This window comes from Priestia sp. TSO9, from assembly GCF_021029645.1.
Taxonomy (GTDB): Bacteria; Bacillota; Bacilli; order Bacillales; family Bacillaceae_H; genus Priestia; species Priestia megaterium_E.
Map to the genome: position 1 here is coordinate 15,518 of NZ_JAJEKD010000009.1, position 12,014 is coordinate 27,531.

At 39.4% G+C, this 12,014-nt stretch carries 13 protein-coding genes; 6 read left to right on the forward strand and 7 right to left on the reverse strand.

Going from position 1 to position 12,014, the window contains the following annotated elements; genetic code table 11:
• Window positions 1-51: 51 nt before the first annotated feature.
• Genes LJC66_RS02945 through LJC66_RS02955 form a run of 3 tightly spaced genes read left to right on the forward strand, consistent with a single transcriptional unit; the run spans window position 52 to window position 4,945 of the window.
• Window positions 52-1,236, forward strand: a complete 1,185-nt coding sequence (locus tag LJC66_RS02945) for an exonuclease SbcCD subunit D (protein ID WP_195695395.1) — start codon at window positions 52-54, stop codon at window positions 1,234-1,236.
• Window positions 1,233-4,625, forward strand: a complete 3,393-nt coding sequence (locus tag LJC66_RS02950) for an SbcC/MukB-like Walker B domain-containing protein (protein WP_230931765.1) — start codon at window positions 1,233-1,235, stop codon at window positions 4,623-4,625. Before LJC66_RS02945 ends, LJC66_RS02950 begins: the two co-directional genes overlap by 4 nt.
• A gap of 14 nt (window positions 4,626-4,639) precedes the next feature.
• Window positions 4,640-4,945: an HNH endonuclease gene (locus LJC66_RS02955; RefSeq protein ID WP_230931766.1), complete on the forward strand. Its 306-nt coding sequence runs from the start codon at window positions 4,640-4,642 to the stop codon at window positions 4,943-4,945.
• 46 nt (window positions 4,946-4,991) lie between these two features.
• Here the strand turns inward: LJC66_RS02955 and LJC66_RS02960 are convergent, their stop codons facing one another.
• From LJC66_RS02960 to LJC66_RS02985, 6 genes are all read right to left on the reverse strand, one after another.
• Window positions 4,992-5,210 (reverse strand): spore germination protein, encoded by a 219-nt coding sequence (locus tag LJC66_RS02960; RefSeq protein ID WP_013055353.1) that lies wholly within the window; start codon window positions 5,208-5,210, stop codon window positions 4,992-4,994.
• 60 nt (window positions 5,211-5,270) lie between these two features.
• On the reverse strand, window positions 5,271-5,702 hold the full coding sequence (locus LJC66_RS02965) for a spore germination protein GerPE (RefSeq protein ID WP_050691098.1): 432 nt from the start codon (window positions 5,700-5,702) through the stop codon (window positions 5,271-5,273).
• Window positions 5,703-5,714: 12 nt separating this feature from the next.
• Window positions 5,715-5,891 carry a hypothetical protein gene (locus LJC66_RS02970; RefSeq protein WP_013055355.1) on the reverse strand — a complete coding sequence of 59 codons (177 nt, stop codon included), beginning with the start codon at window positions 5,889-5,891 and terminating at the stop codon, window positions 5,715-5,717.
• The gene (gene gerPC, locus LJC66_RS02975; protein ID WP_230931767.1) at window positions 5,888-6,604 is read right to left on the reverse strand and encodes a spore germination protein GerPC; all 717 of its coding nucleotides are present in this window, start codon (window positions 6,602-6,604) and stop codon (window positions 5,888-5,890) included. The genes LJC66_RS02970 and gerPC overlap by 4 nt, the downstream gene beginning before the upstream one ends.
• Before the next feature lie 89 nt (window positions 6,605-6,693).
• Window positions 6,694-6,969: a spore germination protein GerPB gene (locus LJC66_RS02980; RefSeq protein ID WP_016763006.1), complete on the reverse strand. Its 276-nt coding sequence runs from the start codon at window positions 6,967-6,969 to the stop codon at window positions 6,694-6,696.
• 30 nt (window positions 6,970-6,999) lie between these two features.
• Complete coding sequence (locus LJC66_RS02985; protein WP_013055358.1) at window positions 7,000-7,221, reverse strand: spore germination protein; 222 nt, start codon at window positions 7,219-7,221, stop codon at window positions 7,000-7,002.
• Window positions 7,222-7,419: 198 nt separating this feature from the next.
• On the opposite strand from LJC66_RS02985, the gene LJC66_RS02990 reads away from it, so the two are divergent.
• Window positions 7,420-8,592 carry a DUF418 domain-containing protein gene (locus LJC66_RS02990; RefSeq protein ID WP_230931768.1) on the forward strand — a complete coding sequence of 391 codons (1,173 nt, stop codon included), beginning with the start codon at window positions 7,420-7,422 and terminating at the stop codon, window positions 8,590-8,592.
• Between the two features lie 78 nt (window positions 8,593-8,670).
• Window positions 8,671-9,018: a DUF1516 family protein gene (locus LJC66_RS02995; RefSeq protein ID WP_013055360.1), complete on the forward strand. Its 348-nt coding sequence runs from the start codon at window positions 8,671-8,673 to the stop codon at window positions 9,016-9,018.
• 354 nt (window positions 9,019-9,372) lie between these two features.
• Here the strand turns inward: LJC66_RS02995 and LJC66_RS03000 are convergent, their stop codons facing one another.
• Entirely contained in the window at window positions 9,373-9,933 is a 561-nt protein-coding gene (locus LJC66_RS03000; protein WP_016763009.1) for a DUF2777 domain-containing protein, read from the reverse strand.
• 171 nt (window positions 9,934-10,104) lie between these two features.
• Here LJC66_RS03000 and asnB point away from each other — a divergent pair, with 171 nt between their 5' ends.
• Complete coding sequence (gene asnB / locus LJC66_RS03005; RefSeq protein ID WP_230931769.1) at window positions 10,105-11,952, forward strand: asparagine synthase (glutamine-hydrolyzing); 1,848 nt, start codon at window positions 10,105-10,107, stop codon at window positions 11,950-11,952.
• Window positions 11,953-12,014 lie beyond the last annotated feature (62 nt).

Below are 12,014 nucleotides of genomic sequence, written 5' to 3' on the forward strand. Positions count from 1 at the left end.
AAAGAAGAAGGCGATAGTCTTCTTCTTTTTCACCAATAAGGAGAGAGTAACATGCGTTTATTACATACAGCGGATTGGCATTTGGGGCGAACGTTAGAAGGTCGAAGCCGTCTAGCTGAGCAAGCACAGTTTTTAGATGAACTGGCAGACATTGTGGAAGAAGAAAAGATAGATGCTATTCTCATGGCGGGAGATGCCTTTGATACGGTTAACCCTCCAGCAGCGGCAGAGCAGCTTTTTTACGAAAGTATGTCTAGGTTGAGCAACAATGGAAAACGTCCGATTATTGTTATTGCAGGTAATCATGACAACCCAGATCGGCTGTCGGCGGCTTCTCCATTAGCTGTTCATCAAAATATTACGCTTCTTGGTTTGCCTACTACCGATGTAGAAAGCATTCACATTCCTACATCAGATGAAGTGTTAAAGGTTGCGGCTCTTCCTTACCCATCTGAATCAAGGTTAAAGGAACTTTTAGCAGAAGAAAATGATGAGCTGGCTCTTCGAAACTCATATGATGCCAGAGTAAAAGGTATTTTTGATAAAATGAGTGAGCAGTTCACAACAGATAGCGTTAATATTGCCATGAGTCATATTTATGTAGCAGGCGGAAGTTCAACGGACTCAGAACGTCCAATTGAAGTAGGAGGAGCTTATACGGTGGCGGCAACTAGTTTACCTGCTAATGCTCAATATGTAGCATTAGGACATTTGCATCGCCCGCAAATGATCAATCGCGCCAGCACCCTTGCAAGATATTCCGGTTCACCTCTTGCTTATAGTTTTTCAGAGTCAGGCTATGCAAAGTCCGTTACCATTTTAGATGCTAAGCCAGGAAAAGAGATTGAGATGACTGAAATTCCATTATCCAGCGGAAAGCCTTTGACACGTTGGAAAGCGAAAAACGGATTGTCAGAAGTATATACGTGGCTTGATGAGCAAAAAGATACGCAGGCATGGGTTGATTTAGAAGTTCACGTAGAAGATGCACTTTCACTAGAAGAAATCCATCGTCTTCGCAAGCTTCATCCAGGTTTTATTCATATCCGTCCGGTATTCAAAGCAGAAGAACTAGCACTCGAAACACGTTCACAGCGCGAAGTGCCGATCGAAGAACTGTTTACAAAGTTTTACAGCAGGCAAACCGGCGGAGGGGCACCTGATGATGAATTAGTCAAACTGTTTTTAACCTTGATTAACGATGAAGAAGTATCGGGAAAGGAGGATGAAAAATGAAACCTATTAACTTGACCGTTTCGGGGCTTCACAGTTTTAGAGAAAAACAAACTGTGGATTTTGAAGCGCTGTGTTCAGGCGGTGTTTTCGGAATATTTGGTCCTACAGGAAGCGGGAAATCCTCCATTTTGGATGCCATTACACTAGCTTTATACGGAAAAGTAGAGCGTGCAGCCAATAATACACAAGGAATTTTAAATCACGGGGAAAATGAACTGAAAGTATCGTTTACGTTCGAGCTGGAAAACGCTAGTCATCAAAAGCGTTACACAGTTGAACGAAGCTTCAAACGGACGGATGAGCTTCGTGTAAAATCAGCTTCAAGTCGATTGATTGAAATTGAAGATGAAACGTACGTATTAGCAGATAAAACGAATGATGTAAATCAGCAGGTACAGGAACTTCTCGGTTTAACTATTGATGATTTTACAAGAGCTGTTGTATTACCACAGGGAAAGTTTGCAGAGTTTTTATCATTAAAAGGGACGGAGCGCCGTCAAATGCTGCAGCGCCTTTTTAATCTCGAGCAGTACGGAGATCAGCTTAGTAAGAAAATACGCTATCAAGTTCAGCAGCTAAAGACAGACCTAGATAAAATCACGGCAGAACAAACGGGATTAGGTGAAGCTTCAACAGAGAAAGTAGCGGAAGCCGAGCAGCTTGTAAGTGATAGCATTGTACTTTTGGAAAAACGAGAAAAAGAAGCGTCTGATTTGCAGGAAAGATACGATCAGCAGGCGTCTCTTTGGAAAGCGCAGCAGGAAAAAACACTGCTAGAAGAAAAACTAGTGCATGCTTCTAAGCAGGAAGAGGAGATTAAACAAAAGCAAGATGTGGTGACGAAAGCTCAGCAGGCAGAACGTCTTTTTCCCTATTTAGAAACATTTGAACAAGCTGAAAAGCAGCAAAAGCTTTACGAAGATAAAGTAGAAAAATTAAAAGCACAAATTGTTCAAAAAAGTGAGGAATATAAGCGATCGAATAGTTTATATGAGCAGGCTCGCTTACAAAAAAATGAACAGCAGCCCAAATTAGTTGTTCAAAAAGAACAGCTTCAACAAGCTTCTGATCTTCAAAAACAAATTAAAGAAGGACAGCAAGAAATAAAAGAAGCGGAAGTTTCTCTTCAGCAAAAGCAGCAGGCACTTCAAGCGAAAAATGATGAATTAATGGAAGCTGATAAGCGGTATCAGCAAGGCTTGACTCTTCAAAAAGAGTTAAAAGAAGCATTAACAAAAGTGGAAATTCAATCTGATTATCGGCAGGCTGTTCAGCAAGCATTTTATCGTTATCAAGTATGGAATAACGATAAAAAAAATCTAGATGAAGGTCAAAAAACGTATAAAGAAAAAGCCGAACAGCTTAAGCATTTGCACACACAAAAACAAACACATCAAGAGAGAGAGCAGCAAACAATAGAACAAAGTAAAGGGTTATTTTCAGATATTCAAGGCTTGTATCACACCGTATGTGAGCGGGAAAAAGAGTTTCAGCAGCTTTTTCAACAAGCAGATCGTTTAATGAGCGATCTAAAAAGACGCAAAGAAAAAGAATGGTCACGCCGTCTGGCTCATCAATTAGCTGAGCAGCTGACCCAAGGTGAGCCTTGTCCGGTTTGTGGCTCTGAGCATCACCCTAACCCCGTATTACACCAACAAGAAGATGACGTCATAACTGAATCAGCGGATCAGTTCGAAGATCAAGTTAATCAGTTGCGCGAACAGCGATTTAGCTATTCGTCGCTCAAAATGCAGCTTGAACAGCTAGCTAAACCTCTTGTTGAAAAAATACCTGAGTTAGCTGAGTTTATGAACGAAGCTGGCGAAATTCCTGCTTTAGGAAAAATGGATACAGATGCCTTTGGCCATTATGCTAAGAAAATAGAAGTTGAAATCAAATCTCTTGAGCAGGATTATTTGCAGGTAAGTGAAAAACAGCAGGCAATTCTCAAGCAGGTACAAAAGGTCCAGCAAAGTCTTGAAAAGATTGAATTAGAGCTTGCTCATTATCAAAAAGAACAAGCTGAATTAGAAGGAAAAGTAAATCAGCAAAAACAAGCGCTACAAGCAGGAAAAGAAGCTTTTCAACAAGACTATCCTTCCTTTGTATTTGAAGAGATGGAAAAAATTAATGAAAGGCTGACTGAAAGAGAAAAAGAAGAGCAGACAATAAAGGCTCGAATTGAAAAAAGTAGCGTATTTTTTGAAAAGCAGCAAAAGAAAATCGAACGTCTAAAAGAAGAGAAATATGCGGGCGAAAAAGAATTTACAGAATTAAAAGCAATGCTGTCTCATAAACAATCTCTTGTTTACTCGCAAATTGAACGCTTGCGTACGCTTACAGATCAAGAAGATATTGAACAGGCGCTGCAAAAAACAGTTCTTTTACTTGCGGAGTTAGAGACGAATGAACAGCAGGCATATCAACATTGGCAGACTGTTCAAAAAGCGTATCAAACGCTGCAAATGGATGAAAAAGCAGCGAGCGAATCTCTAGAAACAGCTGATATGCAGTATAAAAAAGCAGCTGAAAAATGGGAAGAAGCTGTAGGGAATTCTTTATTCAGCGAAGGAAAAGAAGTTCAGCAAGCTTTGTTATCACATGATGAGATGAAATTGTTGGATGAAACTGTTCAGGCTTATTGGGACAACATAAAACAGATGAAGTCATCAATTGAACCGTTAAATATTCAGCTGAATCACCAGTCCATAGAAGAGCACCAATTTGAAGAAACTCAGCAGCTGCTTCATGATATAAAAGCGGCTGTGAAAGAAGCGGTTCAGCTCAAGGGAGCAGCTGAGCAAACGTTAAAAAGCGTCAAAGAACGGCATGAGCGATTTTTAGTGCTTGAACAGGACCGTGAAGAAAAACAAGCGTTATTTGAACAGTATCAAAAGCTTCAAACAGTATTTAAAGGAAATGCTTTCGTGGAATATATTGCTGAAGAACAGCTGATGTCCGTTAGCCGAGATGCTTCTGAGCGTCTAGGTATATTAACACGTCAGCGCTATGCGATTGAAGTTGATTCCCAAGGCGGCTTTATTATGAGAGATGATGCAAATGGAGGCGTAAAACGTCCGGTTTCAACTTTATCTGGTGGAGAGACATTTTTAACTTCGCTGGCTTTGGCCCTTTCATTATCTGCACAAATTCAGCTAAGAGGAGAATATCCGCTGCAGTTTTTCTTTTTAGATGAAGGATTTGGAACACTTGATGGAGAGCTTCTTGATACCGTTGTTACAGCGCTTGAAAAGCTTCAATCAAATAATTTATCAATTGGAGTCATCAGTCACGTACAAGAACTTCGTGCTCGCCTGCCAAAACGTTTGATTGTTGAGCCGTCCGAGCCTTCTGGCAAAGGAACTAGTGTAAGAGTAGAAACTTTATAGGGAAGGAAATCTATATGAACAAAAAAGACAGGCGGATAGGAACATGCGAATTATGCGGAAGGCAGGATGTCTTGACGACCGTACATCATTTAACGCCAAAGGAAATGGGCGGAGCGTTTGAACCAACGGCAAACTTATGTATTCCGTGTCATAAACAAATTCATGCGTTATACACAAATGATGAATTAGCCATTCGTCTTAATACGATTTCTTTATTACAAGCTGATGCTAAAATTAGCTCTTTTATTAAATGGATTCGTAAACAGCCTTCTTCTAAATTACCTAAAACCAAGAAATCAAACAGCCGAAAATCCAAGTGAATAAAAAACCCCTTATCCGCTTTAATAGCAAAGATAAGGGGTTTTTTTAAGCGTTTGCTGCTATATTTTGATCGAATAAATCTGGATCTAACGTATTTGTTCCTGAAATGCCGTTATTCGTATTAACAAAGTTACCTGTATTTAAGGAACCAGAGCCTGAGGCTGTTTTAGCAGCGCTTTTTGGAGAGACGTAGAACGTATCTCCAAACGTTACGACACCGCCTCCGACGCTCGTGATACTAACGGGTCCGATTATTGCTGGCATGAGGTTCACACCCTTTTTTTCGTGATATTAGTTTAGTATATGAGCCGTTTCTCAAAAGGTTCACTCACTGCCGCTAGGTGCTGAGGCAGCTTTTTTCGATGTTCCGGCTTCAGCTTCCTGTGAAGGTTCATCGTTGATCAGTTCACGAATATGCTTAATGCGGGCTTCTGCATACACATTGCACGTTGATCCAACATGAATAACTGACGAGAATGAGCAACCTTTTATATCGATTCTGTTAACGCGGATCAAAGGTATTTCATTCCATGTTTGAACGGGAATAGGTTCGTAATCGCCATGAGGAATAGGCTCATTAAAGATAGCGTAATCATCAAAGTTTCCTTCTCGACCGTAGAAAAACGGATACTGTCTCCGATCAGCTAACGCTTTATTAAGTAGATGAATTTCGGTTGAATCTCCAATTTGACAAAAGGAGCTCGCTGACAAGGAATTAATTTCTATATAATTAACAGAAGATGTGCGTGAAAGCATACGTAAGCTCCTTTATGATAACGATAGTGGCACATAAGGTCCGATAATCAAAGATTCAGCCGGCGTATCAAATGTCGAGGATAGAGAGATATAATTTGCATCACCAATTAAAAAAAGAGAAGAAGAAGATACGCCTGTAATACTAACGTCTCCAACAAGCAATTCGCGGTTTACAACGTTAAAGTTCATGAAGGGGGTCCACCTTTCTTTAAAGATTCAGGTAAATACGTTAAAAATGCGTCAATTCCTTTTTTCATATCTTCATAAAGTTTACCGATAATCTGAGGTTTGATTTGTTCAAAATTTCGTTCTATTTCCTCCGGTTGAACTTGCTGTATATAAAAAGTAATCCGCTGCTGCAGCTGCTTTTTAATATCTTCTAAAATAAACTCGTAGTACGATTCATCAATCATCATTGAGCGCTCATCAAGCACATGTTGAACCATAGAAAATCCATATTGATTAAGCTCATTTAAAATCGTTTCATGAATATCAGAGACCCACTGTTTTTCTAGCTGGCGGTTCAACGGTTTTAAGCTAGGATTTTGCGGTCCAGGACCTCCGGGTTGTCCCGGCTGCTCACCTTGAGGCGGCTGCCCTTGTTGCTGAGCTCCTTGCGAAAATGTTACTTCTGGTTTCTCATTAATAATGATATCTTCTAAGTTATCAGGTGTAAGAGGGTTTAATCCAATATTTAATGTTCCATCTAAAGAATCGATTTTTAACTGTTCAAATTTATATTCAATTTTATCAATTTTAATAGGTGGCTGTTCACCTAACTCTTTTATTTTTTTCTGAAGTTCTTGTACGTTTTTTTCAAGTTGAGCAATGCGTCCTTCTTGCTGCTGAATATACGAAGACATTTGCTGAACATACTGATGTACCTGCTGAATATAGTCCATGTTATCCACCTTCAATCACCTCGATTCCCTTATCTTCGGATAAAGAAAATAGTTATATATATACATATGGCGATGAAGGTTGTAACATGTCAGTCGTTGTCTCGAACTGGGGGAGTTAACGACTGTGAAAAAGGAGCTGGGGCAGTGCCCGCACCGGTTCCGGGAGTAAAGGTAGAAGGAGAAACAGATCCAAGAATGCCTTTTTTTGTTTCAGTAGGTGCAGCGCCTGTAAACCCTCCTGTATTAAAGAGATTTGAGTTCGGTTTAATAACACCTACGCTTCCGATTTGAAGTACTGAAGAGTTACTTACGGCACTGATTTTCATACTTTGAATACAGATACTTTGATTCACGTAAAAGTTCATAAGCATCCTCCTGTATGAGCTTCATTTTTATTATAGATTTCCAGCAACATTTTGGTCATTTACATCATTGTCTGACGTATTGGTTGAGCTCTGCTGATTCACAACATATAATCCGTCGCCTGTATTAAACGAACCTGCGCCAGCAAATGTTTTAGCAGTGGAAATAGGGGCTATTGTATAAACATCTCCAATATGAAAGACGCTGGCTGAACCAACACTGTTAAGATTAACAACACCAACAATGGCAGGCATAGGCAAACACCCTTTTAATTTAGTCTAGTAACAGCATATGAAGCCTAGACAGAAAGGTGATTAATGCTTTTTTCTTATCTATATGCAGGAAGGAAGTAAAACATTAAAAAGAGGTATGGAAATAGTAAACATTGAAGAAAAACTTTTACGTTCGATATAATGTGAAAGCAATAATGAAATCATGTAAGGTGTGAAAGAATGAAACGTTTCAAAATGAACGCAGCTGATAAAGAACAGCGCATTGAGGCAGCAGATGTATTAAAAGGAATCGCACTTATTGGTATTTTGCTCATAAACATGCCGAATTTTTATTCACCTGCTTCCTATTACGACCATAATTTGTTGGACGGTTCAAGAATGAATTATGTTGCTAATGGATTAGTTGATGTAGTTGTAGGGCAGACAGGCTACGCGCTGCTCGCTATTTTGTTTGGATTTGGTTTTATGAAAATGTTCCAGCGTACATACGAAAGGCAAGTAAGTTTTACTCCTTTTTATGTACGAAGAATCACGGCTTTGCTTCTTGTTGGTGCTATTCATGCTTTATTTATTTGGCACGGTGATATGATTGTGATGAACAGCTTCTTTGCTTTGATCATGCTATTTTTTCAAGAAGCAAAGAAAGAAGTGTTATTAGCGTGGGGAACCGGAATATTTAGCATTTATGCTGTGATTATGATTGTTATTTTAACAGTAGCGGCTTTGGTTAACGAAGGAGAGACAGCAGCGGGAATTCACCAGCCTATTATTGACCAAGCGCTTCAAGCATATGGACACGGAAGTTTTGCGTCAATCTTTCATCAGCGCTTGCTTGATTGGTACTACGCGTATAATTTAAATACGGTTCCTTTTCTGTTTTTATCGCTATTTCCACTGTTTTTATTAGGCGGTTTTATGGCAAAAAGCGAGTGGTTCGAAGAAATAGAAGAATATATAGTGGAGACAAAGTGGCTTTGTCTTATTTCATTCATCGTGTATGCAGCATCATCCGTATTGCCGTATGTTTTGGATCACAATGTAGCGACATCGTATATTCACGATACAATCGGAGGAACGGGAGGAGCAATTTTTATTGTAACGTTGGTCACATTAGCTATGCGAAGTGTATCTATTCAAAAAGTCATGCAGCCATTTGCCCTTTTGGGGAGAATGATTTTAACTAATTATATTGTCCAGTCCATTGTATGCACATTTCTTTTTTACTCATATGGGTTAGGATACTACGGACATATTTCAATTGTAGAAGGTTTGGCTATTGCGGGGATTATCATTTTTATTCAACTGCTGGGAAGCCGGATATGGATGAGCCTATTTTCAGATGGACCCCTTGAAAAACTCATTCGGTATGCTACTTATGGACGCAGCCGCTAAAAATCCTTTTCTTTCCTTCTATTATTGGTGAAGGAAAGGTTTTCATGATATGATATTTTCAGAAAGGACGTGAGATGAATGGCTCCACTACATATTCATGTAACGCTTTGGACATTATTAATTATTTCGTTTGTGGTTTCGTTGATTTTACATCGAGCAGGTAAAGCTAAAGGTCAAAAAATCCTACATATGGTGGCGAGACTCCTATATTTATTAGTATTAGTATCAGGTCTGCATATGTTAGCAGCTTGGTACCATTTTCAAGGCGCAGCGCTCATTAAAGGAATTGCCGGAGTGTTAGTGCTTGTGGGAATGGAAATGGTACTTGTTCGTACTGAAAAAAGAAAGCGTACAGGCGTTGCTTGGGCAGTTCTTGTAATTGCGCTTATCTTAGTATTCTATTACGGATATGTCGTACTAGGATAAGAAAAGGGACTAGGACAAGAGGATTTTAGTTGAAAGAAAAACCGAAGTATTAATCAGAATTATTGATTAATACTTCGGTTTTTTTGTTGTCATTGTGAAGGCAGGTTTCATGTGTGTAGGTGCTTCTAGCTGTTGATTGGAGGGCAAGGCGAAGACTCCTGCGGGAAATAGTGGCACAGCTGAGACCCCGCAGGAGCGCAAGCGACGAGGAGGCTCATCGGCCACCCGCGGAAAGCGAAGCCTTGCACGGAAACCAATAGCGGTGTAAAAGCAATCCATACGAACTCATATATCCAATTTGTTCGTTTTTAGGTTGGGTTGATGAAGTTATGTCTCACACTCTTTTCTTTTGCTTTAATCTAAAAAAAGATTCATTGAACGTTCTCCATCATTAACGGTATATTCAAATCGATCTAGGTGATGCGTGCCTCGTTCGAATAAATGCTGAACGGCACAAATTTTCTCCTCATTGTCATAAATGATAAAATTAGCACCTTTTGTATCACCGTCTGTCGGTAAAAAACATAATGTGTTGTGACAGTAAATACAATCATAAAGAGAGAATTTTAATGAATTTAAGTGCTGAGTGAATGATAAAAAGGTCTCTTTCGGTAGTGATTGAAGCAGCTGTTCGTATGCATAAGGTAGCTTTTTAGTCAGTCTTAGCTTATCCCCATTTCGCAATAAATACGTTCCATCGTGAAGCTTTATTTGACGGTCATCAACCATAATGGCTTTTTCCCAGCGTGTATCAATAAGAAGTTCTAATGTATCATCCATTACTTCATGGAGCATGGAAGCTTCGTCACTTTCATCTTCAAAGAAGATCCACTGTGAATCAACACATTCAACCGTACCAATCACGAAGGAACGCGGCTGATTGTTCAGAGCTTGTTGTTTAGAATAATGAGTCATAATCAAACCTCCGTGTGAAATTTATCCATATTTTTTTATTGCCTAAAAAAGCTCTCTTTATAACTCGAAAGTGAAAATAAAATATAAGGACAATTCAACTGTAACTATTGCGTGCATACAATGGCATTATTTCATTCATAAACAAGAGCGTGAAAGAAAGGATGATAAACGATGTGTGGTATAACGGGTTGGGTCGACTTAAAGCGATCGCTTTTAAATGAAACAGCAACAATAACAAAAATGGCTGACACTTTATCGAAAAGAGGTCCTGATGACACCAACGTATGGACACAGCAGCATGTTGCTTTTGGGCACAAACGCTTAGTTGTAGTAGATCCTCAAGGCGGAAGACAGCCCATGACAAGAGAAAAAAATGAACAGCTCTATACGCTTTGCTATAATGGAGAGCTTTACAACACGGAAGATATTCGGAAAGAATTACTAAAAAGAGGTTATCAATTTCAGGGACATTCAGATACGGAAGTACTTCTAACATCTTATATAGAATGGAAAGAATCATGCGTAGATCATTTTAACGGTATCTTTGCTTTTTCAATCTGGGATGAAGCCAATGAAAAGTTATTTATAGCACGCGACAGAATGGGAGTGAAGCCCTTATTCTATCGATCTTATGAAGGTGGAATTCAATTTGCATCGGAATTAAAAGCGATATTAGCTCATCCTGAGGTGAAAGCGGAAGTAGGATTAGATGGATTAGCAGAAGTGTTTGGCTTAGGACCTTCTCGTTCTCCCGGCCACGGCGTATTTAAAGAAATAAATGAATTGCGCCCGGCTCACGCGCTCACGCTTACTCGTAACGGGTTGAAAATCTGGCGGTACTGGAACGTAAAAAGTGAGCAGCATACAGATGATTTAGGTGAAACTACAGAAAAAGTTAAATTTTTAGTGCAAGACGCGATTGTGAGACAGCTAGTGTCAGATGTCCCGGTTTGTACATTTTTATCAGGTGGAGTAGATTCAAGCGCCATTACAGCAATTGCTGCAAATGCGTTCAAAGAAAGCGGCAAGGGCTCTCTTCATACGTATTCTATCGATTATGAAGACAATGATAAATTTTTTAAAGCAAATGAGTTTCAGCCAAATTCTGATGGAACTTATATAAAGCTCATGTCGGATACGTTTCAAACAAATCATCACCGCTGCATTATTTCAACGGAGGACCTTGTGCAACATTTAACAGAGGCTGTAGAGGTGAGAGACCTTCCTGGTATGGCTGACGTAGATTCATCGCTGCTTTGGTTTTGCCGTGAAATCAAACAAGATTTTGTTGTGAGCTTATCAGGAGAATGTGCGGATGAAATTTTTGGAGGATATCCGTGGTTTCACCGAAAACATGATTTGTCTTCGGATACCTTCCCGTGGATGCGTTCATTAGACGCTCGAATTGATTTGCTGCAAAGTTCATGGAGAAAGAAATTACAGTTAGAAGATTATGTGCGTGCAAGATATGAAGAAACATTAAAGGAAATGCCTGAATTAGAAGGTGAATCGTTAGAAGATGCGCAGCGGAGAAAGCTGTTTTATTTAAATCAGATCTGGTTTATGACAACTTTATTAGATCGTAAAGATCGTATGAGCATGGGCGCAAGCTTAGAAGTACGCGTACCTTTTGCAGATCATCGCCTTGTGGAATATGCATGGAATATTCCGTGGGAGATGAAAATGACGGGCAATAAAGAGAAGGGGATTTTACGAAAAGCGCTTGAAGGAATTTTGCCTCATGACGTTCTTTATCGCAAGAAAAGCCCTTATCCTAAAACGCATAACCCAGCTTATACAAAAGCTGTAACTGTATGGCTTCAATCTCTTTTACAAGATAAACAGTCACCTCTTCATGAATTTTTTGATAAGCAACAGTTAAAGCATATTATTGATACAGGCGGAGAAGGATTTAAAGCACCGTGGTTTGGTCAATTAATGACAGGACCTCAGCTGCTAGCTCATCTAGCTCAAATTCACGTCTGGTTTACTCACAATAATATTCAAATTGTGGAATGACAGGACCCTCAGTACAGAGGGTTTTTTTTATGAAATAAAGTCATCTGTTTCTCTTTTTTGTA

What these genes read in the sequence shown, in the direction of transcription:
- LJC66_RS02990 (WP_230931768.1), top strand. Translation starts at nt 7,420, where the DNA reads ATGAAACGTTTCAAAATGAACGCAGCTGATAAAGAACAGCGCATTGAG.
- LJC66_RS02995 (WP_013055360.1), top strand. Translation starts at nt 8,671, where the DNA reads ATGGCTCCACTACATATTCATGTAACGCTTTGGACATTATTAATTATT.
- LJC66_RS03000 (WP_016763009.1), bottom strand. Translation starts at nt 9,933, where the DNA reads ATGACTCATTATTCTAAACAACAAGCTCTGAACAATCAGCCGCGTTCC.
- LJC66_RS02960 (WP_013055353.1), bottom strand. Translation starts at nt 5,210, where the DNA reads ATGCCAGCAATAATCGGACCCGTTAGTATCACGAGCGTCGGAGGCGGT.
- LJC66_RS02985 (WP_013055358.1), bottom strand. Translation starts at nt 7,221, where the DNA reads ATGCCTGCCATTGTTGGTGTTGTTAATCTTAACAGTGTTGGTTCAGCC.
- gerPC (WP_230931767.1), bottom strand. Translation starts at nt 6,604, where the DNA reads ATGGACTATATTCAGCAGGTACATCAGTATGTTCAGCAAATGTCTTCG.
- LJC66_RS02965 (WP_050691098.1), bottom strand. Translation starts at nt 5,702, where the DNA reads ATGCTTTCACGCACATCTTCTGTTAATTATATAGAAATTAATTCCTTG.
- asnB (WP_230931769.1), top strand. Translation starts at nt 10,105, where the DNA reads ATGTGTGGTATAACGGGTTGGGTCGACTTAAAGCGATCGCTTTTAAAT.
- LJC66_RS02950 (WP_230931765.1), top strand. Translation starts at nt 1,233, where the DNA reads ATGAAACCTATTAACTTGACCGTTTCGGGGCTTCACAGTTTTAGAGAA.
- LJC66_RS02980 (WP_016763006.1), bottom strand. Translation starts at nt 6,969, where the DNA reads ATGAACTTTTACGTGAATCAAAGTATCTGTATTCAAAGTATGAAAATC.
- LJC66_RS02970 (WP_013055355.1), bottom strand. Translation starts at nt 5,891, where the DNA reads ATGAACTTTAACGTTGTAAACCGCGAATTGCTTGTTGGAGACGTTAGT.
- LJC66_RS02955 (WP_230931766.1), top strand. Translation starts at nt 4,640, where the DNA reads ATGAACAAAAAAGACAGGCGGATAGGAACATGCGAATTATGCGGAAGG.
- LJC66_RS02945 (WP_195695395.1), top strand. Translation starts at nt 52, where the DNA reads ATGCGTTTATTACATACAGCGGATTGGCATTTGGGGCGAACGTTAGAA.